Source organism: Bacillus sp. A1, assembly GCF_042296235.1.
GTDB lineage: Bacteria > Bacillota > Bacilli > Bacillales > Bacillaceae > Bacillus > Bacillus velezensis.
The window spans coordinates 2,190,208-2,213,025 of record NZ_CP141181.1; the positions used below are offsets into that span (position 1 = coordinate 2,190,208).

26 protein-coding genes and 3 pseudogenes are annotated in these 22,818 nt (G+C 45.0%); 10 read left to right on the forward strand and 19 right to left on the reverse strand.

Going from position 1 to position 22,818, the window contains the following annotated elements; genetic code table 11:
* Positions 1-18 precede the first annotated feature (18 nt).
* The 5 genes and pseudogenes from U2H13_RS10625 to U2H13_RS10645 form a co-directional block, all read right to left on the reverse strand.
* A complete protein-coding gene (locus tag U2H13_RS10625) occupies positions 19-453 on the reverse strand; it encodes a BrxA/BrxB family bacilliredoxin (RefSeq protein ID WP_376700453.1) in 435 nt (144 codons plus the stop codon).
* An 81-nt stretch (positions 454-534) separates the two neighbouring features.
* Positions 535-2,211 carry a dihydroxy-acid dehydratase gene (gene ilvD / locus U2H13_RS10630; protein WP_007409524.1) on the reverse strand — a complete coding sequence of 559 codons (1,677 nt, stop codon included), beginning with the start codon at positions 2,209-2,211 and terminating at the stop codon, positions 535-537.
* A gap of 258 nt (positions 2,212-2,469) precedes the next feature.
* Entirely contained in the window at positions 2,470-3,603 is a 1,134-nt protein-coding gene (locus U2H13_RS10635; RefSeq protein WP_046559705.1) for a conserved virulence factor C family protein, read from the reverse strand.
* Positions 3,604-3,671: 68 nt separating this feature from the next.
* Positions 3,672-4,279: pseudogene (locus tag U2H13_RS10640) on the reverse strand (HD domain-containing protein).
* Positions 4,280-4,290: 11 nt separating this feature from the next.
* Positions 4,291-4,773 (reverse strand): glutathione peroxidase, encoded by a 483-nt coding sequence (locus U2H13_RS10645; RefSeq protein ID WP_061582158.1) that lies wholly within the window; start codon positions 4,771-4,773, stop codon positions 4,291-4,293.
* Between the two features lie 283 nt (positions 4,774-5,056).
* Here U2H13_RS10645 and metA point away from each other — a divergent pair, with 283 nt between their 5' ends.
* The 4 genes and pseudogenes from metA (at position 5,057) to cspD (ending at position 7,750) form a co-directional block, all read left to right on the forward strand.
* Entirely contained in the window at positions 5,057-5,962 is a 906-nt protein-coding gene (metA, locus tag U2H13_RS10650) for a homoserine O-succinyltransferase (RefSeq protein ID WP_014418164.1), read from the forward strand.
* 224 nt (positions 5,963-6,186) lie between these two features.
* The gene (locus U2H13_RS10655; RefSeq protein WP_022553174.1) at positions 6,187-7,329 is read left to right on the forward strand and encodes a diglucosyl diacylglycerol synthase; all 1,143 of its coding nucleotides are present in this window, start codon (positions 6,187-6,189) and stop codon (positions 7,327-7,329) included.
* 93 nt (positions 7,330-7,422) lie between these two features.
* Positions 7,423-7,534: pseudogene (locus U2H13_RS10660) on the forward strand (hypothetical protein); the annotation flags it as partial.
* Positions 7,535-7,549: 15 nt separating this feature from the next.
* Complete coding sequence (gene cspD / locus U2H13_RS10665; protein WP_003153604.1) at positions 7,550-7,750, forward strand: cold-shock protein CspD; 201 nt, start codon at positions 7,550-7,552, stop codon at positions 7,748-7,750.
* A 51-nt stretch (positions 7,751-7,801) separates the two neighbouring features.
* On the opposite strand, the gene U2H13_RS10670 is transcribed toward cspD, so the two are convergent.
* Positions 7,802-7,984: a hypothetical protein gene (locus U2H13_RS10670; RefSeq protein ID WP_012117812.1), complete on the reverse strand. Its 183-nt coding sequence runs from the start codon at positions 7,982-7,984 to the stop codon at positions 7,802-7,804.
* A gap of 161 nt (positions 7,985-8,145) precedes the next feature.
* On the opposite strand from U2H13_RS10670, the gene U2H13_RS10675 reads away from it, so the two are divergent.
* Complete coding sequence (locus U2H13_RS10675) at positions 8,146-8,403, forward strand: DUF2564 family protein (protein ID WP_014418165.1); 258 nt, start codon at positions 8,146-8,148, stop codon at positions 8,401-8,403.
* Between the two features lie 26 nt (positions 8,404-8,429).
* Here U2H13_RS10675 and U2H13_RS10680 read toward each other — a convergent pair whose 3' ends face one another.
* A complete protein-coding gene (locus tag U2H13_RS10680) occupies positions 8,430-8,612 on the reverse strand; it encodes a zinc-finger domain-containing protein (protein ID WP_003153581.1) in 183 nt (60 codons plus the stop codon).
* Between the two features lie 2 nt (positions 8,613-8,614).
* Positions 8,615-9,286: a ribonuclease H family protein gene (locus U2H13_RS10685; protein ID WP_014418166.1), complete on the reverse strand. Its 672-nt coding sequence runs from the start codon at positions 9,284-9,286 to the stop codon at positions 8,615-8,617.
* An 81-nt stretch (positions 9,287-9,367) separates the two neighbouring features.
* Between U2H13_RS10685 and U2H13_RS10690 the strand changes: the two genes are divergently transcribed.
* The 3 genes from U2H13_RS10690 to sspL are packed head-to-tail and all read left to right on the forward strand — an operon-like array spanning position 9,368 to position 10,627.
* Positions 9,368-10,048 (forward strand): queuosine precursor transporter, encoded by a 681-nt coding sequence (locus U2H13_RS10690; protein WP_012117815.1) that lies wholly within the window; start codon positions 9,368-9,370, stop codon positions 10,046-10,048.
* A 6-nt stretch (positions 10,049-10,054) separates the two neighbouring features.
* Positions 10,055-10,447 (forward strand): reverse transcriptase-like protein, encoded by a 393-nt coding sequence (locus U2H13_RS10695; protein ID WP_103527232.1) that lies wholly within the window; start codon positions 10,055-10,057, stop codon positions 10,445-10,447.
* A gap of 51 nt (positions 10,448-10,498) precedes the next feature.
* On the forward strand, positions 10,499-10,627 hold the full coding sequence (sspL, locus tag U2H13_RS10700; RefSeq protein ID WP_003153575.1) for a small, acid-soluble spore protein L: 129 nt from the start codon (positions 10,499-10,501) through the stop codon (positions 10,625-10,627).
* A gap of 5 nt (positions 10,628-10,632) precedes the next feature.
* On the opposite strand, the gene U2H13_RS10705 is transcribed toward sspL, so the two are convergent.
* The 7 genes from U2H13_RS10705 to U2H13_RS10735 form a co-directional block, all read right to left on the reverse strand.
* Entirely contained in the window at positions 10,633-11,520 is an 888-nt protein-coding gene (locus tag U2H13_RS10705) for a 5'-3' exonuclease (protein ID WP_014418167.1), read from the reverse strand.
* A gap of 93 nt (positions 11,521-11,613) precedes the next feature.
* Positions 11,614-11,757, reverse strand: a complete 144-nt coding sequence (locus U2H13_RS10710; RefSeq protein ID WP_014418168.1) for a hypothetical protein — start codon at positions 11,755-11,757, stop codon at positions 11,614-11,616.
* A gap of 76 nt (positions 11,758-11,833) precedes the next feature.
* Positions 11,834-12,091: a YpbS family protein gene (locus U2H13_RS10715; protein WP_012117818.1), complete on the reverse strand. Its 258-nt coding sequence runs from the start codon at positions 12,089-12,091 to the stop codon at positions 11,834-11,836.
* A 68-nt stretch (positions 12,092-12,159) separates the two neighbouring features.
* Complete coding sequence (locus U2H13_RS10720; RefSeq protein ID WP_376700454.1) at positions 12,160-15,741, reverse strand: dynamin family protein; 3,582 nt, start codon at positions 15,739-15,741, stop codon at positions 12,160-12,162.
* 182 nt (positions 15,742-15,923) lie between these two features.
* On the reverse strand, positions 15,924-16,019 hold the full coding sequence (gene fbpC / locus U2H13_RS10725) for a Fur-regulated basic protein FbpC (protein ID WP_025284905.1): 96 nt from the start codon (positions 16,017-16,019) through the stop codon (positions 15,924-15,926).
* 72 nt (positions 16,020-16,091) lie between these two features.
* On the reverse strand, positions 16,092-16,598 hold the full coding sequence (locus tag U2H13_RS10730; protein ID WP_003153565.1) for an isoprenylcysteine carboxyl methyltransferase family protein: 507 nt from the start codon (positions 16,596-16,598) through the stop codon (positions 16,092-16,094).
* Positions 16,598-17,698 carry a type III polyketide synthase gene (locus U2H13_RS10735; RefSeq protein WP_110124215.1) on the reverse strand — a complete coding sequence of 367 codons (1,101 nt, stop codon included), beginning with the start codon at positions 17,696-17,698 and terminating at the stop codon, positions 16,598-16,600. Before U2H13_RS10735 ends, U2H13_RS10730 begins: the two co-directional genes overlap by 1 nt.
* A gap of 165 nt (positions 17,699-17,863) precedes the next feature.
* Here U2H13_RS10735 and U2H13_RS10740 point away from each other — a divergent pair, with 165 nt between their 5' ends.
* Positions 17,864-18,472, forward strand: a complete 609-nt coding sequence (locus U2H13_RS10740) for a GNAT family N-acetyltransferase (RefSeq protein WP_110124216.1) — start codon at positions 17,864-17,866, stop codon at positions 18,470-18,472.
* 28 nt (positions 18,473-18,500) lie between these two features.
* Here the strand turns inward: U2H13_RS10740 and U2H13_RS10745 are convergent.
* Positions 18,501-18,566 (reverse strand): annotated as a pseudogene (locus tag U2H13_RS10745) (DNA methyltransferase); the annotation flags it as partial.
* Between the two features lie 240 nt (positions 18,567-18,806).
* Here U2H13_RS10745 and U2H13_RS10750 point away from each other — a divergent pair.
* Positions 18,807-19,070 (forward strand): hypothetical protein, encoded by a 264-nt coding sequence (locus U2H13_RS10750; RefSeq protein ID WP_017418009.1) that lies wholly within the window; start codon positions 18,807-18,809, stop codon positions 19,068-19,070.
* A gap of 728 nt (positions 19,071-19,798) precedes the next feature.
* Here U2H13_RS10750 and U2H13_RS10755 read toward each other — a convergent pair.
* The 3 genes from U2H13_RS10755 to xpt form a co-directional block, all read right to left on the reverse strand.
* Positions 19,799-20,362, reverse strand: coding sequence for a cysteine hydrolase family protein (locus tag U2H13_RS10755; protein WP_017418010.1), 564 nt, complete (start codon positions 20,360-20,362; stop codon positions 19,799-19,801).
* A gap of 541 nt (positions 20,363-20,903) precedes the next feature.
* Positions 20,904-22,208 carry a xanthine permease PbuX gene (pbuX, locus tag U2H13_RS10760; RefSeq protein WP_038461512.1) on the reverse strand — a complete coding sequence of 435 codons (1,305 nt, stop codon included), beginning with the start codon at positions 22,206-22,208 and terminating at the stop codon, positions 20,904-20,906.
* Positions 22,205-22,789, reverse strand: coding sequence for a xanthine phosphoribosyltransferase (gene xpt / locus U2H13_RS10765; RefSeq protein ID WP_021494223.1), 585 nt, complete (start codon positions 22,787-22,789; stop codon positions 22,205-22,207). The genes pbuX and xpt overlap by 4 nt, the downstream gene beginning before the upstream one ends.
* Between the last annotated feature and the right edge of the window lie 29 nt (positions 22,790-22,818).

Below are 22,818 nucleotides of genomic sequence, written 5' to 3' on the forward strand. Positions count from 1 at the left end.
GCCCGGAATTCGGGCATTTCAGCAGTGCGCATCGAAGGCATCCGTCAGATTTTTCATAATTTCCTCCATGTCATGCCCTTCGATTTCGTGGCGGGGAATAAAATGAACGACCTCTTTCCCTTTTAACAGCGCCATTGATGGCGAGGAAGGTTCCTGCCCCGTAAAATATTCACGCATTTTTGCAGTTGCGTCTTTATCTTGACCGGCAAATACGGTAACCGTATGATCAGGCGCTTTTTCATGCTGTAAAACAGCCTGAGTCGCAGCCGGACGGGCGAGGCCGGCAGCACAGCCGCACACGGAGTTGACAACGACCAATGTCGTGCCCTCTGCCTGTTCCATAAAGCTTTCTACTTCTTCAGCAGTCGTTAATTCCTGAAAACCCGCACCCGTCAGCTCACGGCGCATCGGCACGACCAGCTGGCGCATATATTCTTCATAAACCATTGACATAAAAAAGCCCCCTCTAAAATCCTTATATGAAGTCAAGGATACTATAGAGGGGGCGGGAATTCAATTGTTCAGGCCTCTGTTTTATATTTTCATGATTCCGCCTGTATTGGCGCTTGTTACGAGTTTGGAATACCGGGCTAGATATCCTGTTTTTACTTTCGGCTCGAAGCCTTTCCATTCGGCCTTGCGTTTTTCCCATTCTTCTTCAGGCACTTGTACGTCCAAAATCCGTTTTTCTATGTCAACGATGACATGGTCGCCGTTTTCTACGAATGCGAGCGGGCCGCCTTCAGCCGCTTCAGGTGATACGTGCCCGATTGAAAGACCCCGGGACGCTCCTGAAAAACGGCCGTCTGTAATAAGCGCCACTTTCGGGCCAAGCCCCATTCCGACAATTTGAGACGTCGGAGCAAGCATCTCCGGCATGCCCGGTCCGCCCTTTGGCCCTTCATAACGGATAATGACAACATCTCCTTCTTTTACTTTGCGGTTTATAATGCCTTCAAGCGCGGCATCCTGGGAATCAAAGACGACAGCGGGACCTTCATGTCTTGTAATCCCGTCCTGTACGCCGCCTGTTTTGATAATGGCGCCGTCCGGAGCCAGATTCCCAAACAGGACGGCCAAACCGCCTTTTTCGGTAAACGGATTGTCAAGCGGATGAATCACGTCATAATCCTTTACTTCATGACCCGCAATTGTTTCTCCGAGTGTGCGGCCTGTTACAGTCAGCGCGTCAAGATGAAGCGCCCCTTCTTTTTTCGCCAATTCATTAAGGGCCGCCGAGACTCCGCCCGCTTCGTGCAGATCTTCAATGAAGACGTCCGAGGCCGGCGCCAATTTCGATAAGTGAGGCACTCGTTCAGCCACTTCGTTAATGCGTTCTAAAGAGTACTCAACCCCAGCTTCATTGGCAAGCGCAAGCGTATGCAGCACTGTGTTGGTTGAGCCGCCGAGAGCCATGTCTAACGCAAACGCGTTGTCAATCGCTTTTTCGGTGACAATATCACGCGGCTTAATGTCTTTTTTGATGGTCTCCATCAATTGGGCCGCTGATTTTCTCACAAACTCTCTTCTCTCCGGTGAAGTTGCCAGAATTGTTCCGTTTCCCGGAAGCGCCAGACCGAGCGCTTCAGACAGACAGTTCATGGAGTTTGCCGTAAACATGCCTGAACAAGATCCGCACGTCGGACAGCCGAACTGTTCCAGCTCCTGCAGGTCGCTTTCACCGATTTTCCCGGCTTGATATGCGCCGACGCCTTCAAATACTGAAGAAAGCGAAATTTTGCGGCCGTCGCTTGTACGGCCGGCTGCCATCGGCCCCCCGCTGACAAAAATGGTCGGAATATTAATCCGCATAGCCGCCATCAGCATTCCCGGCGTAATTTTGTCGCAGTTCGGAATGCAGACCATTCCGTCAAACCAGTGCGCCGAGACGACCGTTTCAACTGAATCGGCAATGATTTCACGGCTCGGCAGCGAATATCTCATGCCGATATGTCCCATCGCGATTCCGTCATCTACTCCGATCGTATTAAATTCAAAAGGCACACCGCCCGCTTCCCTGATTGCTTCTTTTACGATTTTTCCAAATTCCTGCAGGTGAACATGCCCGGGAACGATATCGATGTATGAATTACAGACCGCGATAAACGGCTTGCCGAAGTCTTCTTCTTTTACGCCGGCAGCGCGAAGAAGGCTGCGGTGCGGCGCTCTGTCAATTCCCTGTGTGATCATGTTGCTGCGTAATTCTGCCATGGTGATCCCCCTACTGTTTTTAGACTGTGCACTATTTTTAAAATTTTCAGTTTATTCTAGGGCGCGATCTGCAAATTACCTGTTTACAGTGTCTTTGCCCTGCCTCGCTTTTCTATTCTTTCTGTATTTCGATAAAAACCCTCCAACAATTAATATTGTACTTACTATATAGAGTTTTGAATCATTTTTCAACAATATTCTAAATAATTTTTATAAAAAGTGAATTCAAATAAAAAAGGTGCATGGCGCACCTTTTTGTTATAACTGTTCTTTTTTTCTGCTTTCAGTCATCTGTTTCCAGACTGAACCTTTCGCCTCTTCTCCGTGCTCAATCCGTTCAATCGCCATTTTGACTTGCAGGCTGACTTCGAATTCCGGATCGTCTTCCGCCGCTTTTAATGCTTCCAGCGCGCTTTCATCGCCGACTTCATATAAAAACATGGCCGCGCGCCAGCGCACGAGCTTGCTTGAGTCACTGAGCGATTTCATCATAGCCGGGATGGCGCTCGCATCGCCGAGATCCGACAGACAGTCACCCGCCGTCCTTCTGACCGTCACCGTTTTGTCTTCAAGCGCTTTGTATAACAGCGGAAGCACAGACGGCTTTTCGATCATTCCCAAATAAACGACGGCTTGTCTTCTGATCGAAGTCTTCGGATCATGCAGCGCCTTTTCCAATACTGGTAAATCGTCTTCATCCGGATCCATTTGCTCAAGATGGGCATAGCGCTGTTTCCAGTCTTCATCATCGAGCATTTCCAAAGTCACTTTATAAGCTTTCCGCTGCACTGCCGGTTTGGCCTCACCCTTTTGCTGTACGGCTGCTTCTGTCAGGCGTTTGAGCCGCTCATCACTGTAGGCGGCCTGAAGCTCTTCTGTGACATCGTGTCCGATTTCGGTAAAATCCCCGAAGCGCACGCCTTGTTCTTTCCAAGCCCGCTCAAATACAACATTTGAAGCTTCAGAACGCAGCTTTAAGATGGCTTCTTGGAAACGTTCCGGAAGGCCGAAGCGCTCTTCACGTTCGCCGTCCGTCAATTTGACCTGCATCGGGATTCCGCTGAACATTTGTACGAAAACCTTCACTTCACCGAACGATTCCTGTTCAGAACGGCTCTCAGACTGCTCCGTATGCTCCATTCCGAAAGCGGAACGGACCTGAGGCAGAATGTCCTTCCAGTCAAAACGGGCGTTTCTCTCCACAGCCAGGAAATCGGCAACGTGATAAACGCCCTTTACTCCTTCAATGTTTAAAATATCACGTACGACGGCCGGAGCATCATCTGCCTGATCGGGCTTGTAATTGTTGCTTTTCCCCGCCGGAAGCTCTTCAGTCAAAATCACTTTCATCGTGTTCGGACTCGGCGTCGGTTCTATTGATTTAATCTTCATATTGGTCCTCCTATGCGCAATCTGACACTTATTCTAACATAGTCGGCACAAGCGTTCTATTGCGCCGCTTAGCTTTTGCCGATGCCGGCCTCTTTTTGTATATGGGCGGCGAACTGCAAAAGAAATTGATGCCGCTCCTCTGCTAAACCGGCCCCCGCTTTTGTATTCATTAAGCCTTTAAGCTTGATTAATTTATCCTCTATATGGCCAGCACACTTGTTTGAGTTCCGTACATCGGGTGACCCTTCGCGCCGGCAAACATAAAAGCCCTGCCGATGCCCGCTGCGCCGATCGCATCAAGCATATCTGCATCCTGAACAACTTTCCCCTCCAATGAAAGCGGCCGCTTTATCAGCAGTTCCCTGTGTCTGAATGACATTCTTGTGATGATATCCGCGATCTCCTCAATGGAGCCAGCCGCAATGTTGAAAGCAGCCAGCCGTTCTGTCACTTCGCCTGCCGTCAGCCTTTCGCTTTTTTCGAGCTTGGCGTCAATCAGATCATGAACCAGCGCGGCCGTCTCAGTGATAAATAAGTCGGCGCCTTCTTCTTTTGCCATATAAACAGAAAGTGCTGCGACCCGGGAAATATGAAGCCAGTCATGGCCCGTACGTTCATTGATAAGCTTTTCTCTGACCCAATTCCTGACGCTTTCCAGCTGCTCTTTTTCGTTCACTGTATCACCTCTTATTGGGCCAAAAGCCTCTGCACCGTATCTTCAAGCTCTTTTGGATTGACGTTCGGTGAAAAACGCCCGGTGACTTCACCGTTTCGGTCCACGATAAACTTAGTGAAATTCCATTTGACCGCTTTTGTGCCGAGCATCCCCTTCGCCTGTTCCGTCAGATATGTGAAGAGAGGATGAGCGTCTGCCCCATTGACATCAACTTTCGCAAACATCGGGAATGTGACTCCGTAGTTTTTCACACAGAACTCTTGAATTTCCGCTTCGTTTCCAGGTTCTTGGTTCATGAATTGGTTGCAGGGAAATCCCAATATTTCAAGACCTTCCTCCCGATATGTATCATAGAGCTCCTGAAGCTGCTTGAGCTGGGATGTAAACCCGCATTTGCTTGCTGTATTCACAATGATCATCACCTTGCCTCTGTAAGCCGATAGCGTCATGTCTTCGCCTGTTATGGTCCGTACGTTTATATCGTAAATTGTCATCTGCGGCCCTCCTTTTTACATTCTTCATTTATTTTACCTGTTTTACACTGCAAAACAAACGGTAACCGCTTTTTCCTTCCACTTAACGGAAAACGTTTTTTTCGAGGAACCAAACGGCTCTTTACCCGTCATAATAAAGAGCCGCTCCGAATTTATGCCCATTTGCCGCTTTTATCCCTGTCATTATGCGTTAAATACGGTTTATTACGCCGGGATGGATTGAAAAATGGCTTAAAAATTTCTATAATGAAGAAAATTAACGGGGAATAACGGAGGTGGCATGTTGCCTATTAATATACCAAATCACCTGCCCGCTAAGCAGGTGCTTGAAAGTGAACACATCTTTGTAATGGATGAAAGCCGGGCTTTTCATCAGGATATCCGGCCGCAGAAGATCGTGATTTTAAATCTGATGCCGAAAAAAATCCAAACGGAAACCCAGCTCCTCAGGATGCTTGGGAATTCACCTTTACAAGTTCACTTTACGTTCTTAATTCCGAGCACACATACTCCAAAAAATACGGCAAGGCAGCATCTGGATGAATTTTATACGGATTTTTCCAACATCCGCCACAAACGGTTTGACGGAATGATTATTACCGGGGCTCCGATTGAGCACCTGCCGTTTGAAGATGTTTCTTACTGGGAAGAATTGAAGGAAATCATGGAATGGAGCAAAACGAACGTCACTTCAACACTCCATATCTGCTGGGGCGCTCAAGCCGGTTTATACTATCATTACGGCATTGAGAAAGTGGAGCTGCCGAAAAAAATCTTCGGTGTGTTTGAGCATACCGTTCTTAAAAAACATGAGAGATTGGTAAGAGGATTTGACGAGCTATACTATGTGCCCCACTCACGGCATACAGATATTAATACGGAGCAGCTGCAATCGGCTTCGGATCTGGATGTGCTCAGCGTTTCAGAGGAAGCGGGGGTCTGTTTAATCGTTTCAAAAGACGAAAAACAGATTTTCTTAACCGGTCATCCGGAATATGATACCGATACGCTACTTCAGGAGTATGAGAGAGACATAGAGAGAAATCTTTCAAACGTAGAAGCTCCTAAGCACTATTTTGCGCCCGGCGGGAAAGAACCTGTTAACCGCTGGAAAGCTCATGCAACGTTATTGTTTATGAATTGGCTGAATTATTACGTATATCAGGAAACCCCGTATGAATGGGATTAATTTTTGTTTTGAGTGATACGGTGACAAAAATATGATAAAATACTCTTGATTCAGTATGCGTATAACAAAACTTTAAAATAATGGAACATATCAATTAAATTTAGTTTAAATATGTTGCCGCGCTTATTATAAAATGATGCACTTGTGTTATGTTTATCTATAGACAATAACTCCTTACGATGCATGAAGCTTGCTTGTTGTTGATTACATTGAGGTGAATTTACTTGAATACCAATAAAAAAGTATTAATTTTGACTGCAAATTACGGAAACGGGCATGTTCAAGTGGCCAAAACGCTCTACGAACAATGTCTGCGTCTCGGCTTAGATGTGACGGTTTCCAATTTGTATCAAGAGTCAAATCCGATTGTTTCAGAGGTTACTCAATACCTTTATTTAAAAAGCTTCTCAATCGGAAAACAGTTTTATCGTTTGTTTTATTACGGAGTTGACAAAATCTATAATAAACGCAAATTCAATATTTATTTTAAAATGGGAAATAAACGTTTAGGCCAGCTCGTCGAAGAGCATAAGCCGGACATTATTATCAATACATTTCCGATGATTGTCGTACCGGAATACAGACGGAGAACCGGAAAAGTGATCCCGACGTTCAACGTTATGACCGATTTCTGCCTTCACAAAATCTGGGTTCATGAAAATGTTGATAAATATTATGTCGCCACAGATTACGTGAAGGAAAAACTGATTGAAATCGGCACTCACCCGAACAACGTAAAGATTACGGGCATTCCCATCAGGCCTCAATTCGAGGAATCGATGCCGAAAGAGGCGATTTACAAAAAATACAATCTCTCTCCCGACAAAAAAGTTCTTCTTATTATGGCGGGAGCGCATGGTGTGCTGAAAAACGTAAAAGAACTGTGCGAAAATCTCGTTCATGACGATCAGGTGCAGGTTGTGGTGGTATGCGGCAAAAACAGCTCGCTGAAAGAATCCCTCAGCAGCTTGGAAGGTGACAATGCCGACCGGCTGAAAGTGCTGGGCTATGTAGAAAGAATTGACGAGCTGTTCCGTATTACGGACTGCATGATCACGAAACCGGGCGGCATCACACTGACGGAAGCGACGGCGATCGGAGTACCCGTTATTTTGTACAAACCGGTTCCCGGACAGGAAAAAGAAAATGCCATTTTCTTTGAAGATCGCGGTGCGGCTGTCGTGGTCAACCGCCACGAAGAAATTTTAGAGTCTGTCACCTCCCTTCTTGCGGATGAGGAGAAGCTGAACCGGATGAAGGACAATATTAAAAGCCTTCACCTCCCCAACTCTTCTGAAGTCATTTTGCAGGACATTATAAAAGAATCTGAAATGATGGCCGGGAAGGCGGATATGGCATTATCGTAAAAGAAAAGCACACGAACGGTTCGTGTGCTTTTTGTTTTTTCCGGTTAAGCTTTGTTACTGGAAAAATAAAGATAAAAAATAGGGAGCTGCCGCTTGACGCCCGCTCCCATATGGTGTATAGTTGAACCATCATTTAACAACGTTTACATACGTACGGTTGGATGATGACAAAATTTTTTTTAGCACGAAGGTGCTACAGTACTAGGAGGAATTAAGCAATATGCAAAACGGTAAAGTAAAATGGTTCAACAACGAAAAAGGATTCGGCTTCATCGAAGTTGAAGGCGGAGACGACGTATTTGTTCACTTCACTGCTATCGAAGGAGAAGGATACAAATCATTAGAAGAAGGACAAGAAGTTTCTTTTGAAATTGTCGAAGGTAATCGTGGACCTCAAGCTTCTAATGTTGTAAAACTCTAAACTCAATACATGTTGATCAGATGACAAATAGAGGAGAGGCGTATGCCTCTCCTATTTGATTGCCGTCTGAATCTCGATGGCGACAAGATTCTGCTTGCAGCGCTGCTCGATTTCTTCAATTTGTTTCTCCATTGATGGCATTCCTTTTTTTGCCATTTCCGCTAAACTTCCCAAATCACCGTATATTTCTTTAAATGTCTGCTGAAGGATTGTTTTTAAATCTTTATCATTCACGGCTGGTTTTTCCCTTCTCTCCCAAGATACCCCGAATAATAGTAAATTAGCCCTAATTAATCAGGTTCAATAGTTATATCGGCTTATTTTCTATATTTTTTTCTATTTTCCGTACATATTTCAAAAAAAAATCTCCAAACTATTTGCGGAGGTGTTTTTTAATGGACTCTGAATTTTTTCCAAACGGACTGACGGATAAACGCCAGCTTGAATTAGCGGTGGAAACGGCCCAGAAAACAACGGGAGCGGCTACCCGGGGCCAAAATTCAACTTTGGTGGAATCTGCGCACCAGGCGATTCAGGATGCCAGAACGATGTCACAATCCAGTGAACTGCAGGCTCTCGACCAGGATTTTCTGCAAAAGCAGCGAATGCTTCTCGACGATTGCCAGCATCAGCTCGATGAATTCGAAAAATAAAACCGCAGAAGCTGCGGTTTTATTTTTTATTGATTTGTCAGCACCTTGCCGTAGGCTTTCAGCTTCTCCCCCACCGTGCATTGGTTGATGCAGAAAGAATGAGCGTGCGTTTTTCCAAACTCTTTGCGGAAATGCTTTTTTACGAAACAGTCTTTGCAATATTCATCCTGAAGCTCTGTCAATTCTTTATAAATGCTTTTTTTATCCAATATCAGTCATCTCCGTTACCTTCTAATGTTATGCGGCTTTCAATCTGCCGGTCCGAGAGAATTTTTCTGGCAAGGTCATCCGCTTCTTGATTTTCCTTTCTGTTTACGGCTTCATATGTCGGTGTCAGCTTTAAGGATTCGAGCAGCGCTTCAATTTTATCCAGCCATTCGTTTTGCGTTTCATCATAACACGGCCAGCTGCCGTCAAGCTGATGTAAAACGACGAGGGAATCCCCTCTTATCGTGATTGAATTTCTGCTTGCGCCAAGTTCCTGCACTTCCTTAAGCGCTTCGTACAAAGCGGCATATTCCGCCTCATTGTTCGTCTGAAGCGTTAAGCTTTTGTTTTTCCGTATGCGGTGCCGCTTGCCGCCGAGAGAATAATACACGACAATTCCGAGTCCGGCGCGTCCGCTTGTTTTGTCAAAGCCGCCGTCGAAATACACTGTAATGTCGTCAGGTTCGTGCGCAAGCTCTTCAGTAAGCTTTTCTAATTCTTTAAGCGTCCAGCTCGCGCCTTTTTCATCCTCAAAATAAATGTCTTTTATATAAGGAAAGCGGCTGACTTCTCTTGCAAGCATGCGCGCTTTCGGAACGGTCAGCCAATCTTCGGAAAAAAACGCGACGGGGCCTGTTCCTTTTGCTTCTATTTCGATATACGGCTTAAGATTCATTGAAATCACCTTACCATTCATTAGTTGACGGGCGTGTGCTATAATCAAACCATTCTCAAATTGAAAGGAAGTCAGCAGGTTTTGTTTAACGATGTGTTATGGATCTTATTTGCGGTCATTCATTTTATCATTGTTCTTCTGTTTTATAAAGGATTTGGCAAAACGGGCCTATTCGTATGGATCGGTTTCGCCACGGTGTGCGCCAACTTGCAGGTTGTCAAAACAGTCGAGCTGTTCGGGCTTACGGCGACACTGGGAAATATCATGTACGGCACCGTTTTCTTCGCAACGGATGTGCTGAATGAAAAATACGGTCCCAGGGAAGCGCGCAAAGCCGTCTGGCTCGGGTTTTCCACTCTGCTCGCTTTGACATGCGCCATGCAGGGGGCTCTTTTATATAAACCGGCTGCGTCAGATATCGCACAGCCGGCCCTTGAGACGATTTTCGGTTTTCTGCCGCGTGTTGCGCTCGGAAGCCTCTTGGCTTTTATTTTCAGCCAAACGATAGATGTTTATGTATATTCAGCCATTCGGAGAATCTTTCCTTCAGACAGGCTTCTCTGGCTCAGAAACAGCGGAAGCACGGCGCTCAGCCAGCTGCTGGATACATTTATCTTCACTGCCGTGGCCTTTATCGGCGTTTATTCCGCGGGAGTATGGTTCAGCATCTTCATTTCAACTTACCTGATTAAATTTGCGGTGTCACTCATTTCTGTCCCTTATGCGTATGCGGCAAAACGAATGACGCCGAATGGAGAGTGACGGATGATGCCCGCTGAAATTTATGTAGACGGTGCAAGCGCCGGAAACCCGGGCCCGTCCGGTATCGGTATTTTTATTAAACATGACGGGAAAACAGAATCTTTCTCAATTCCGATCGGCGACCATTCAAATCAGGAAGCTGAATTTCTCGCTTTAATTGAAGGAATGAAGCTGTGTGCCGCCCGCGGATTTGAGTCCGTGTCATTCCGGACGGATTCGGATATCGTGGAGCGGGCCGCAGATCTTGAAGTGGTTAAAAACAAGGCCTTTCAACCGTTTGTGGACGAAATCATCCGCTTAAAGGCCGGATTTCCATTGTTTTTCATTAAGTGGATTCCCGGCAGACAAAACCAAACAGCCGATCAGCTCGCAAAAAAAGCGATTCGGCTGAATAAATAACCGGAATGAAATTGCGTCTCACTGTTCATCCTACAAATGAGGTGAACAGCTATGAGAAAAGAAAATAAAGGCCGGCTGACCGGGGGCGTGAATCCTCAGGGAAATATGGAAGGAAACGCGCATAAAGACCCGAAATCAGCCCTTGAAAACAACGCAAAAAAAAGCAATACAAAACGCTAGAGGGATCAGCTGATCTCTCTGGCGTTCAGCTTTTCGAGCATTCTTTCAATTCCTTTTATCTGATGGCGTCTGAGCATTAATGCCGCTTCTTCCATCTTCAATGAAAAAAGTGCTTCTTCAAGCGTACAGACTAACGGCACCTCGCAATGTATTTCAGCAAGCTGCCTTGACAGCTCCAATTCTTTCAGGCTTTGCTGAATTTTCGTTTGCTGGCCCTTCGGCAAGAGAGCGAGGCTTTCTAATAACCGGTCTATGTTTTGATATTCACGGATCAGCTTGTACGCCGTTTTTTCCCCGATCCCTTTAACGCCTGGATAGTTATCGCTCGTGTCTCCCATCAGCGCCTTAATGTCAATCAGCGCTTTTGGCGGAACTCCCGTTTCTTCTCTGAATATCTCATCTGTATATACCTTATAATTGCCGATACCCTTTTGCAGCAGCGCTACTTGAACTTGATGATTCAGCAGTTGAAGCAGATCTTTATCACCCGTTACAATCGTAATTTCCGCTTCCCCGGAAAATAGGGCAGAAAGCGTACCGATACAGTCATCCGCTTCATAGCCTTTTATGCCGATGTTTAAAAAACCGAGCTCTCGCGCTGCTTCTTTCGCCAGATCAAATTGCGGAATCAGCTCTAGCGGCGGTTCGCTTCTGTTGGCCTTATAATCTTGAAACAAATCATTGCGGTACGTTTTGCTTCCCATATCCCAGCAGCAGACGACATGTGTGGGCTGAAACGTATCAACCGCCGTAATAAGATGCTTTAAAAAACCGTTGACGCCGTTTGTGGGAATTCCGTTTTCATTTATCATAAAATTGCGATGAACGGCCGTCGCGAAAAACGAGCGGAATAAAAGCGCCATGCCGTCAACGAGCAGTAATTTGTTATTCATATATCGAAACTCCTTTTTATTCAATGTTCCTATTTTACCAAAGAAGGCGGTAAAAAAACAGCATCCCCCCATTTGGAAGATGCTGCCGTCACGTTATTCACCGTGTCTTTTATTGCTTGCTATCAGCTTTTCAGCTTCACGGCCGGCATAAGAATCAAATTTCTGTCCGAAGCCGTTTTTCTTTTTGGCATTGTTATTCTGCTGAGCATTTCTGTTTCCCAGTTTTGTTCTGCCCATGGTCATATCCCCCTTTAGAGAAGATACGGATAGTATGTACAGCAAGCGCTGATGACACACGCGGCAGGTTCATCCATTACTGTCTGCTGACGAATTCTTTCACCATCTCTTCACTTACGAATCGTCTTTGCGGCACGATGCCCTTTTTCGCCAGCTGGTTCATTTTTGCGGTGATGCCATTGATGGCATCTGTCGTGAACGGTTTATTCTGTCTGCATTTTACAATGGCTTCTTCAATGGCCTGTTCACGCTCATAATCAAGCTGTACAAATGTTTTGACGTGCTGATGCTGTTTTGCGGAATGTGCTGAAATTGCTTTATGGACTTCTGACATAAAAGGTTTCATCTCGCTTTTTTTCATTTTAGTCTACCACGACTGTTATCTGCCCGCCAACCGGATTTTTAAATTTTCAGCATTTCATCTTTCTTTTTCCATGCTTTTTCGGCTTCGTAAAGGTGTTCAATCTCCCTCGCACTCGTATTTTCCGCAAGACCTTGTAAATAAGTGTCCCGCTGCTCGCGGATCTGGGACAGGCTTTTATCCGCCATGTCTTCTTGCAGACGTCGCACCTGCTCAGTATATCGCTCTGAAAGGCTTTCTTTCTCCTGCTCAAGCCACTTTTCTGTCACTTTTTGCAGGCTGAGCCTGAGCCCTTCTACAAACGCTGTTTTTCCGTTCTGTTCAAAAAACTGCTTCGGCGATTTAACTTCCTTTACGTGATGTGAGAATGCCGAGACGTCAATGACCGGAGCGACCTCTTTCAGCTGAACGGCAAATTCGTTTTCACCGCTCACATAAATGGAGAAATCTCCGTCTTCCATAAGCTTCTTCTGACAGTTTTCCATCCATTCCTCAGTCATATGGCGCTCAATAAAACCGGTCATCCGGATATCGAGCGTTTTCAGCTCTTGAATATATTCAAAACGGAATTCCTTGAGCGCTTCATTCAGCGCCGCTGATATATTTTGTTTCCAATCGCCGTTTTGAAGGCCCGGATGGAAGGCGGTTTTCAGCATATCATTCGCATAAAACGTCAAGCGATGTTTAATGTGATAGAGCTGTTCTTCCGTATCTTTCATCATTTTTCGAATGATGACCTCAGACGTACGGCGCTTTGAAATGTCAGCGAGAGCTTTTTCATATGAAGACTCCAGACGCTGTTTCTTTTTCTCTTTTTCTTCCGCCGACTGGTAAAGAGATTCGTGAAGCTGTTCCACCATCTCGCACAATTTGTCCGCCTCTGTTTTCAGCTGGGCGCAGCTTGCTCTCATTACATCTTCCTCAATAAAGTGCTCAAGCCCGGTTCTTACATCAGAGAACCTGTTATAAAAAGCTTCTTTTTTACCCGCAAGCTCTTCTTTACTTGAGACATGATATAATTTCGGCCGGTTAATTCCCTCTTTTGAGAGTTCTGAGCGGACATAGTCTTTGACGATTTCCAGCTCGCTTTCGGTTTTGGCCAGATCGGCGGCGTTAATGACAAAAAACATTTTATCCATGCCGAATGATTCTTTGACGAGGCCGAGTTTCTTCAGAAAAGACCTGTCTCCTTTTGAAAAAGAATGCTGATAGTACGTCATATAAAAGAACGCGTCAGCATCTTTTATATATTGAAAGGCAAGTTCCGTATGGCGCTTGTTGATACTGCTTGCTCCCGGCGTATCAACAATGGTGATGCCTTTTTGCGTGAGAGGCGAATCATAATACACGGTGACTTCTTTTACGCAGCAGGCCGTTTTTTCTTCGGCTGCGTACGGTTTTACATCTTCAACCGGCACCGTCAGTGTCAGCCTTTGACGGATCTGTTCTTCATACGTATCAAACGCCTGCAGCATCGTCTGAATCACCGGGATGAGTTCATCGGGAACTTTTCCCTTTTTAATAGCATAATTCCATCTCTCTTTCAGTGAACGCCCCTTTACGTCAGCGTCTTTCAGCTCAGTCAGCTGAAGCATTTCAGCGTCCAGCTCCTCCTCCGTTTTAAAAACGATCTCAACAGATTTATGCGGTTTGCCGTCTTGCGGTTTCGTTATTTTGTTGATCGTAGCCGTTGTGGGCGTCGGTGATGACGGAAGCACGTATTCACCGACAAGCGCATTTGCAAATGATGATTTACCGGAACTGAATCCGCCGAATAACGCCAAGGTAAACTGGCGGTTTTCAAGCCGCTCAATCCTGCTTCGAAAGGCTTCTGCCTGTTTTCCTAATATGCTTGAGGATTCAAGAATCCCGGCAAGCTCATAGAACCGATCAGTCTGCTCTTTTATAGGAAGTTCCTTCATCGCATTTTTTTCGGGCTTGTTTACTTCATGCCGTACAGCCTCTTTTGGTTTCTCTTTTTGGACGGGCGCTTTTGCAAGGCGTTTTTTTCGCGTATACCAGTCGCCGTTTCCCGTATCACAGGTCAATTCTTCTTCCCACAAAGCGCGGACTCGGGCTGCTTTTTCCAAGGCATTGCGTTCTTCTTTTGCCGATTGCGCGAGCTCATCCCTTATTTTCTTTTCTTTTTCGAGCCGGTTTTTCAAGTTCTCAATGAGCGGTCCGTTTTTTGTCTGAACATAAGCGGTCAGCTCCTCAATGAGTTCCGCTGTCTGTCTTTTGGCTTCCCTTCTGATCATTTCAGCGAGGTCTTTCGTATAAGTTAATACGTATTCAGATGAAAAGGCCGCTCCCTGCTTAAGGGCCTGAGCGGTGATATCATCAGAAAGCGGTGTACGGTACGCCTGGATTTTCCTGATCAGTTCGTCCGAATCCGCTTCATACCGCTTGGCCGCTTTCGTAAATGTGTCGATAATATGCCAATCCGCTTCCCCTTCCGTTCTTTTTTTAATATCGGCAAAAAATTCAGCATGCCTTCTTTCTTTTTCCGAAGCCGTTTTCGCTTTTGAAAAGAATAACCCAGTTTTAAATGAGGGCTGCTGTGATTCAATATAAGCAGATGCAAGCTCCCTCATCTCAAAGGGTGTCAGATTAGCGTTTTGCAATATGTTCTGCACGTCTTTTCTGATGTCTTTCTCTGCTGTTTCAGCCTGTTGAACGGCTTTTTTAAGCTCATCTTCAACAGAACGGACAAGTGCTTCTTGTTTGTCAAACTGCTCTCCGCTGCCGTTTTTATCATCTTTTACGAGCATCTCTTCATGCTCTTTGACTAAGTGCGCGACTTTTCTCTCCGTTAAGGACCATAAATTTGTTTTTGCCTGCTGTTTCAGCTTCTGCAGATGTTTTTTCAGCTGTTCCATGCCGTTTAAAGGATGGTCAGGCTCAGTGACAGACGTAAAGAAAAGCGATTCTTTCGGTATTCCCGCGCCTTCAAGCATATCTTCCACCTGCCTGCGGTACACTTCAAACTTCGTTTCAGTTTCATCATGTCTGTCAATTTGGTTGACGATCAGAAACAAATTCGGAATACGGTCTTTGATGGAGCTGAGAAACAGCATATTTTCTTCTGAATGAACGTGATTATAATGAACGACGTAAAATAAAGCGTCAGCCTGATGCAGAACCGAAGCCGCAGATAAAAAATGCGCTTCGTCCGTCGAATCAATTCCCGGTGTGTCAATGTAGGCCGCGTAAGGCTCTGACTCCTTAAAGCCGGCATAGACTTCCACCGTCTCAATTTGCTCACCATCTTTACAGAATTGCTGCACTTGTTCTTTATCGTAACTTCCTTTGATCTCTGCATAAGCCCCGTCCGTCGTATGAAGCACGACTTTATCTTCACCGTGCCGGATGACAACGAGGTTGGCGCTTGTAGGAATCGGGCTTGTCGGCAGTATGTCTTCACCGAGCAATGTGTTTAATAAAGAGGACTTTCCGGCCGAATAATGCCCGGTAAACGCGATATAAACCTCTTCATCAGCCGCTTTTTTCATAATGGCCGCGAGCTGATCGGCCCGTTTTTTATCCTGATGATCCAAAAATTGTGCGTATAAGGCACCCGTTCTGCTGAAAATCTCCCTGTTATGGCGTTCTTCTTCTGTCATGTGTCTTTACCCCTTTGTGTCTGTCGCATCAAATGACGTTTTCATTTTTAGAAAGCTCTGAAAAAAACCTCTCCCCCATTTTACACAAGAATGGCACACTTTTCTTCAGGAAACGCAAAAAAGCCGCCGATATCGGCAGCTGATAAAGAAAAAACACCCGCGGCAGGAAAAACCGCAGATGTTTAAGAAGACATCGATTTATTCGAAACTTTTTTCAATACGAAACCAATTAAAACACTGTATGTACAAACGGCTGCAAATAAAAATAACATTGTCATTTTCGGCACCACCTTGAATGAGAATCATTTTCATATTTACATCTTATCATGAGTGAGAATGATTTTCAATCTCTATTTTGCGGTGTTTTCTTCTAGCGCTTTCTCTTCGGCGCGAATCCTCACAGTGAGCATGCAGGCATTGAGAATCGAAAAGAGAAACAGTGTCCAATACGCTCCGTATAACAGCGGCAGAAAAATAAATTCTAAGATGACGACCGCGTAGTTCGGGTGTTTCATCCACCTGTACGGCCCCTTTCTGACAAGCTCCGCATCCGGCACGACAAGGATTTTCGTATTCCAATACCGTCCTAATGATAATAGCGCCCAATACCTGATCCCCTGTACAAATAAAATGATACATATAATGGCGGCCCACCTTGGAGAAAGCGTTTTTTGAAACGCCGCCACCTCAGCTGTAAGAGAGACAAAAAAGAGCACGTGCATCAGGACGAGAAAGGGATAATGTCCTTCTCCGTATTCGACTGCGCCTTGCTTTTTCACCTTTTGCTCATTGCGCCGGGCCACGATCATCTCCGCAATCCGCTGGGCCGCAAGCAGCATGATAAACAGCCAAAACATTAAGAAGCCCCCTTTTCCCAGCCGAACAGCAAAAGCTCAGACGAAAATCCCGGCCCGAGAGCGCCGATCAGCCCTTTTTCGTTTTCTTTCTGCCGTCCGTGGAGCAACTGTTCTTTTATCACATGAAAAATAGTTGCGGAAGACATGTTCCCGTGTTTTTGCAGCACCTTCCGAGATGCCGCAAGCTGCCCGGTGTCCATTGAAAGACTCGTTAAATAGGCATCAATGACCTTTTTCCCGCCGGGATGGGCAAGAAAGGTTTTAATGTCGTGAGGACTGACACCATATTCAAATAAAAATTCATCAACATTGTCCTTCAGCCACTGTGAAACCAGGGTGGGAATGTCTCTTGAAAAAATGACTTGAAAACCGCTGTCCGTGAATTCCCAGCCCATCACATCTTCCGCATCCGGCATCATCACCGATTGAGTGGCGAATATCCGCGGAAGAAGCGGCTGTTTGACGTCGTTTCGGTTCGTCTTTTCTCCTCCGATTAGTACTGCGGCAATTCCGTCCGCAAACAGGGAAGTTCCGATTAAGTTGCTTTTTGACTTGTCGTTCGGCTGAAACGTTAAGCTACAGAGTTCAGCCGCGATGACAAGCACGTATGCTTCAGGATACGCGCGGCAGTATTCGTATGCCCTGGACAGGCCGGCCGCTCCGCCCGCGCATCCTAAACCCCAGATCGGTATCCGTTTTGTTTTCGCAGAAAACGGAAGCTGATTCATCACTTTCGCTTCAATGCTGGGTGTCGAAAGCCCGGTGCTGGAAATAAAAAAGATCGCATCCACTTTTTCATACGGAAAGGGATTTGTTAAACAATCCGGGTTTGTTAAACAATCAAGTGCCGCATCCGCACTGTGCTTGACGGTTTCTTCCGTATACAGCCGGTTTTTTTCTGAAAAACCCCGTGCCGTTTTATACCATTCAATCGGCCGGACAAACTGCCTTGATTCAATTTCGCCGTTTTGAAAGGCTTTTAACAGCCGGTCAATATCCTTAAATGAATCGGCAAACATCCCTCTCGCAAAATCCGCCGCCGTTTCTTGCGAGACATGATACTTCGGAATGCTCGTTCCGACAGATAACACATATGCCATGCCCATCACCTCTTTACATAAAGGTTTCCGCTTTTTTCCTGAATGTATGCATAAGTTTGAATCGAGGATTTCACTGACATGCCATTTTAATAGGAAATTGGCCCTTTTGAATAAGAAACCGTTCGACTATACTTGATCCACTCATAAAAAAAGGTTGTGATAAGAATGCTGAAGCCTGTCATTCTTAGAGGGTCACTCGTACAGTTAGAGCCGCTGGCGATTGATCACACTCAGGCACTTTGTGACGCTGCTTCAGAAAATAGGACGACTTACGCTTATACCCATGTCCCTGACGGAATCGAAGAAACAAAGCGTTATATTGAGCGGGCGCTTTCGAATTATGAAAAAGGACTTGCATTGCCTTTTGCAGTACGGAGTCTTGAAACAGACCGAATCGTCGGAAGCACGAGGTTTATGGATGTGGAAGTGTTTACGCGGCCGGCGGATGCAGCTCCGGAAGTGTGTGAGATCGGCAGCACATGGTATGGCTCTGCCGTGCAGCGGACCGGTGTCAATACGGAATGTAAACTTCTGATGCTGACTCATGCGTTTGACGTGTGGCAAGCTGTCAGGGTGACACTGAAAACCGATGTTCGCAATCAGCGCTCACGGACTGCGATTTTGCGGATCGGAGCCCAATTTGAAGGGATCCGCCGCGCACACATTCCGGCTGTCGACGTCGGCCTCAGAGATACTGCCTACTACTCCATCCTTCGGGAGGAATGGCCTTATATCCGGCAAAACCTTTCTGGCCGGCTCGCAGCATATAACTGAAAAACCTGCCGATATACGGCAGGTTTTTTTACATATTCGGATCATGGACGTATAAATTGAGATCGATCCGTCCGTCTGACGTGACCGCTACCGCCCGTTCCGTAAATGTCATGCAACTCCTCATTTCGCAAGGAGCAGATGATTTTTGAGAAAATCAGCTACTTCCTGATCTTATTTTTATAGATGATAATTGCTTCATCATCATACTTATTTCAACTCTGCGTTTAAATAGATTATCTGTTTGTTCACAAAAAATTAACAAAGATAAGCATGTACTTATTTAACATAATATGTAATAATACAATTGTATTAAAAAAGAAAAGGAGTGTTTACAATGAAAATGAAAAAAACTTTAGCCGGCTCAGCCCTATCACTCGCTTTACTCTGTTCTGCCGCCCCTGCTTTTGCCGCAGGTCCTGCTGATACACCTTCTGCAGAAAGTAAAACGAAGGAAGTATCTGCTTTGGCGACGTTCATACTTAATGGTTCTGGCCCTGATTATCCTACTTCAATTTATCGGAATGGAATCACCTATTATTTAGACAACATCACCTTCCATGGTGCTGATGGCACTTGGACAGCCGTCTACAAAAGCTGATTTTTCATGACGGGCGGAAAGTTTGTCTTAAGTAATAATTAAAAATAATCCGTATGTTACCGTGCAGATGAGAGAATAAATGATTGCTAACATGTATCTAAGAAGTGTCAAAATTGAAAATTATGACAGATTCTGTATTATCTCTTGCTCTACTTGTATCAGCATCTCCTGCTTTTGCAACTGCTGGACGGTATCAACAATTGGTATCTAAAAGGAGTTTCTTTCTGGAACGGAATCTGGTATGGGAATGATGAGCGCTGTTACGAATATGAAGGGGGCTCTGTCCCCTTTTTCTAGTTTCACTGACCTTAATAATTGATCCGATATATATGCCACTTTAGAAACTAATGGACAATTAGGCTACGAATTAAAAGATGACTGTAAACCATCAAAGATCTTAAAAATGTGATCGATCCAAAATGTCTTAACAAAGAGCCTCGGCCTCAAAAAGATGATCAAGCCAATATATTCGAGGAAATCAAAAAACACCAGACTCAGCACAAGCCAAAAAATCTTGAATAATTCGCTGATTAGTAAGCCTTTTGTTATTCAAAACCGAAGCCGAATCAGACCGTTAACCGCCGATCATTTTTTACCAAACCGGTTTACAAGAAACAAAAAAAGCATCTGAAGCAGATGCCTTTTTTCAATCGATATTGCGATGATGAAAAGAGTCGGTAATCCCCGTATTTTCCGACGAGGTCCTTGTATGCGCCTGAATATGCTTTTCAGCCGGCTATAAAATCATTGATTAATTGATCAGTCGTTAATATTGTGGCGAATTCATCATGCAATGTTGCCAGAGATATATTGTGAATAGTCTCTGCATCATAATATGTATCATTTTGGTCTCTCATTCCAAAGGCTGCTGTTGCATCTGAAATCAGGTATGTATCAAATCCTAAATTACCGCTCATCCTTGTGGTTGTTGAAACACAGTGCGGCGTAGTCAAGCCAGTGATTACGACAGTTGTTATATCATTTGCTTTTAAAAGCTCTTCTAGATTAGTACCAATAAAGCTGCTGTTTACTTTCTTGGTTATAATGACTTCTTTATCCATAGGTTTAACGATTTCCTTTATAGCAACCCCCACATTTTTTGGATAAAATAAAGAACCAGGTTTATCAGAAATATGTTGTATGTATATGACTGTCCATCCTTTTTCTCTCCATAATTTCAGTATTTTGCTGATATTTTCTTCCGCCTTTACGTTATTTCGGTCTCCCCACTTTTTATCATCAAAGGCTTTTTGTACATCCACAATGATTAAAGCTTTTTTCTTTTCTGCCATCAGATAACCTCCTATATGAAAATTCTTATTTATAACATTTTAAATAAAGATTTTACTTTTGTACAATTGTTTCAGTGTTAAATTTCATATCGCACCTTCCCCGTTGGAAAAGCATTGAAATATCTAAAGCAAGCACTCACTCAAAAGCTGCAGATCTCCAGAGGCCGGCAATATTCAACAGGGATATCCCAAATACAACTGTTAAGAATGGTGTTACTTATTACCTTAAGAAAGTAGAGATAATCGAAGGGTTCTATCGAGCAACTTTTGAAGGATGGATTAATTAAAAGAAGGGGCATTCCCTTCTTTTCACTCTCTTTTGTAAGGATCTGTGCACAAAATACTCGTTCACGTACATATAGTGCGGGACGGTTTTTCGGCGAAATAAGGCGGATGCCTCATCACTCAATTTAGTTTCTTTTTCAAAAAATGAAAGAGAATGCCTCACAAAAAGTTCAGCAAACTTTCGGAAGCATCCTCGATCTCGGGATTTCATAAAGAAATGTTATTAAAATGTTATTTTTTTAAGAAAAACGGGTAACTAACCCTCTTGAACCCTTGTCACATCAAGGGTTTTTTTCGTTTTAGGAATCATGTTATAAACAATATTCAAAATCACGGCGGTAAAGCTTCCGGCGACGATTCCGTTTGTGGTCAGCAGATTTAAGTAAGACGGCAGGTGCTTAAACATATCGGGAACGACGGTTACACCGAGTCCCAATCCGACCGAACACGCGACGATCAGAAGGTTTTCCTGCTTTTTAAAGTCAATTTGACTGAGCATTTTAATGCCGTAGGAAATGACCATGCCGAACATGGCCACCATCGCGCCTCCCAGCACCGAAGACGGGATGATGGTCGTGAAGGCTGCGATTTTCGGAAAAAGGCCGAAGAGCATTAAAAGTGCGCCCGTGACACCGATGACCGCGTTTTTCTTAATTCCCGTCAGCTGCACGAGGCCGACGTTTTGGGAATAAGCCGTGTACGGAAAAGCATTAAAAATGCCGCTGATGAATACCGCCAGGCCTTCCGCGCGGTAGCCTTTTGCTAAATCACGTTCAGACAGGCGCCGGTTTGTCAGGTCACCGAGAGCGAAATAGACGCCGGTTGACTCAACAAGGCTGACAATGGCAACGATGGACATCGTAATAATCGGTGCCGCATGAAATGTCGGCGTCCCGAAATAAAACGGTTTAATCATCTGAATTGCGTCAGCATTCGCCACATTGTCAAATTGCACTTTTCCCATAAAATATGCGATGGCCGTCCCGATGACAATGCCGATTAAAATCGAAATGGATTTCAAAAATCCTTTTGTAAACCGATAAAGCAGCACGATGATGACGAGCACCGTAAATCCGAGGGCAAGGTTAGCCGGATCACCGAAATCCTCGCTGCCTTCCCCGCCGGCAATATGATTCATCGCGACCGGCATTAAGGTCATCCCGATAATCGTCACGACAGATCCGGTTACGACAGGCGGGAAAAACGATACGAGCTTACCGAAGAAAAACGACAGCAGAATGACAAGTAGACCCGATGCCAAAATGCTTCCATAAATGGCTGAAATCCCGTACTCTTTACCGATGGAAATAATCGGCGCTACCGCGGTGAACGTACAGCCGAGCACAACGGGCAAGCCGATACCGAAAAATTTATTTCTCCATACTTGAAGCAGCGTAGCCGCCCCGCACATAAAAATATCAATTGATACGAGATATGTCAGCTGTTCTGCGTTCAGTCCCAATGCCGCTCCTACAATTAAAGGAACGACGACGGCGCCGGCATACATGGCAAGCACATGTTGGATACCGAGGGAAAGTGTTTTGGCATAGCCGTTTTTCATGAACGGACCTCCTGTACAAATGTCGCTTTTCCGTCTTCAAGCGATTGAATTCTCGCCAGCGATTCGACCCGGCATCCTTTTTTCACCAGCTCATCTCTTCCCGGCTGAAATGACTTTTCAATGACGATTCCGATCCCGCAAACCTCTGCGCCTGCTTGTTTTACGATGGATAAAAGCCCTTCTGCCGCCTGTCCGTTCGCTAAAAAGTCGTCAATGATTAACACGCGGTCTTCTTTCGACAGATGATTTCCGGAGATTGCAATCTGACTTTCTGTTTTTTTCGTGAAAGAATAGACGGATGCCGTCAGCAGATCATCCGTTAATGTGAGAGACTTCCTTTTTCTCGCAAAGATGACGGGAACGCCGAGTTCAAGGCCGGCCATCACCGCAGGGGCAATGCCCGAAGATTCAATTGTGACGATTTTGGTTATCTCGTCTTTTTCAAAACGGCGCGCAAATTCCCGGCCGATCTGCTGCATGAGAACCGGATCAATTTGATGGTTTAAAAAAGAATCCACTTTCAGCACTTGATCAGAAAGAACAATTCCGTCTTCTGCTATTTTTCGTTTTAATGCTTCCACAATGATTACCCCCGCTTATAAAAAATAAA

Bases quoted from the DNA above. Each gene is read 5' to 3' on its own strand.
- U2H13_RS10625 (WP_376700453.1), bottom strand. From the start codon at position 453: ATGTCAATGGTTTATGAAGAATATATGCGCCAGCTGGTCGTGCCGATG.
- ilvD (WP_007409524.1), bottom strand. From the start codon at position 2,211: ATGGCAGAATTACGCAGCAACATGATCACACAGGGAATTGACAGAGCG.
- U2H13_RS10635 (WP_046559705.1), bottom strand. From the start codon at position 3,603: ATGAAGATTAAATCAATAGAACCGACGCCGAGTCCGAACACGATGAAA.
- U2H13_RS10645 (WP_061582158.1), bottom strand. From the start codon at position 4,773: ATGACAATTTACGATATAAACGTACGGACCATAACAGGCGAAGACATG.
- cspD (WP_003153604.1), top strand. From the start codon at position 7,550: ATGCAAAACGGTAAAGTAAAATGGTTCAACAACGAAAAAGGATTCGGC.
- U2H13_RS10675 (WP_014418165.1), top strand. From the start codon at position 8,146: ATGGACTCTGAATTTTTTCCAAACGGACTGACGGATAAACGCCAGCTT.
- U2H13_RS10685 (WP_014418166.1), bottom strand. From the start codon at position 9,286: ATGAATCTTAAGCCGTATATCGAAATAGAAGCAAAAGGAACAGGCCCC.
- U2H13_RS10695 (WP_103527232.1), top strand. From the start codon at position 10,055: ATGCCCGCTGAAATTTATGTAGACGGTGCAAGCGCCGGAAACCCGGGC.
- sspL (WP_003153575.1), top strand. From the start codon at position 10,499: ATGAGAAAAGAAAATAAAGGCCGGCTGACCGGGGGCGTGAATCCTCAG.
- U2H13_RS10705 (WP_014418167.1), bottom strand. From the start codon at position 11,520: ATGAATAACAAATTACTGCTCGTTGACGGCATGGCGCTTTTATTCCGC.
- U2H13_RS10710 (WP_014418168.1), bottom strand. From the start codon at position 11,757: ATGGGCAGAACAAAACTGGGAAACAGAAATGCTCAGCAGAATAACAAT.
- U2H13_RS10715 (WP_012117818.1), bottom strand. From the start codon at position 12,091: ATGTCAGAAGTCCATAAAGCAATTTCAGCACATTCCGCAAAACAGCAT.
- U2H13_RS10720 (WP_376700454.1), bottom strand. From the start codon at position 15,741: ATGACAGAAGAAGAACGCCATAACAGGGAGATTTTCAGCAGAACGGGT.
- fbpC (WP_025284905.1), bottom strand. From the start codon at position 16,019: ATGACAATGTTATTTTTATTTGCAGCCGTTTGTACATACAGTGTTTTA.
- U2H13_RS10730 (WP_003153565.1), bottom strand. From the start codon at position 16,598: ATGTTTTGGCTGTTTATCATGCTGCTTGCGGCCCAGCGGATTGCGGAG.
- U2H13_RS10735 (WP_110124215.1), bottom strand. From the start codon at position 17,698: ATGGCATATGTGTTATCTGTCGGAACGAGCATTCCGAAGTATCATGTC.
- U2H13_RS10740 (WP_110124216.1), top strand. From the start codon at position 17,864: ATGCTGAAGCCTGTCATTCTTAGAGGGTCACTCGTACAGTTAGAGCCG.
- U2H13_RS10750 (WP_017418009.1), top strand. From the start codon at position 18,807: ATGAAAATGAAAAAAACTTTAGCCGGCTCAGCCCTATCACTCGCTTTA.
- U2H13_RS10755 (WP_017418010.1), bottom strand. From the start codon at position 20,362: ATGGCAGAAAAGAAAAAAGCTTTAATCATTGTGGATGTACAAAAAGCC.
- pbuX (WP_038461512.1), bottom strand. From the start codon at position 22,208: ATGAAAAACGGCTATGCCAAAACACTTTCCCTCGGTATCCAACATGTG.